The sequence below is a fragment of the Paracoccus salipaludis genome, from assembly GCF_002287065.1.
In the GTDB taxonomy this organism is placed as follows: Bacteria; Pseudomonadota; Alphaproteobacteria; order Rhodobacterales; family Rhodobacteraceae; genus Paracoccus; species Paracoccus salipaludis.
The window spans coordinates 1-526 of the sequence record NZ_NSJZ01000165.1; the positions used below are offsets into that span (position 1 = coordinate 1).

Consider the following 526-nt stretch of genomic DNA (forward strand, 5'->3'; position numbering starts at 1 on the left):
CGCGAGCGCTTTGGACCAGACCTTCCCACCAGAGCCGGGCCGCTTCATCCCTGTCCTCAATCATCGGTGGCGCGCCGGCTGTCTCCTGCTGACGGCGGCGTGCAACGCTGTGGCGCTCGTTTTCGCTGGCGGTGTCAGCGGCAGCATGCGGGTCCTTCCAACGCCAGCGGAAGGTAACGGCATGGACTGAACGTCCCTGTTTCTCTGGGCTCATGCTGACCTCGACCGTGCCGTAGTCGTTTACGGCCGCAAGGGCAGGTTCGAGCACCCATTGACGGAAGTTATTCCAACGCTCGTAGGACTTCTTGTCGGCCACCCCCATGAGGGAGCGCAGCTCGTCCAGGGTGAAGGTCCAGAACGGCCGCCCCAAACGCTTCTTGTCAGCAAGCAGCACATAAAGTTGGCGGCCGTGGCCGGTTAGACTGTGGGCTGCGCGGGCCTCGATCTTGGCAAAGTTCTGCGGACTGCGGAGGGCATGGACGCCTGCGGGCGGGATCAGTGCCCGCACCATTGAGCCACCTTGGGT

General features: G+C 63.7%; 1 protein-coding gene. It reads right to left on the reverse strand.

Features of this window, described 5'->3' with window-relative positions:
- Window positions 1-511: replication initiation protein (locus CK240_RS18535; protein WP_205957945.1), on the reverse strand; the 511-nt coding region annotated here is incomplete at its 3' end.
- Between the last annotated feature and the right edge of the window lie 15 nt (window positions 512-526).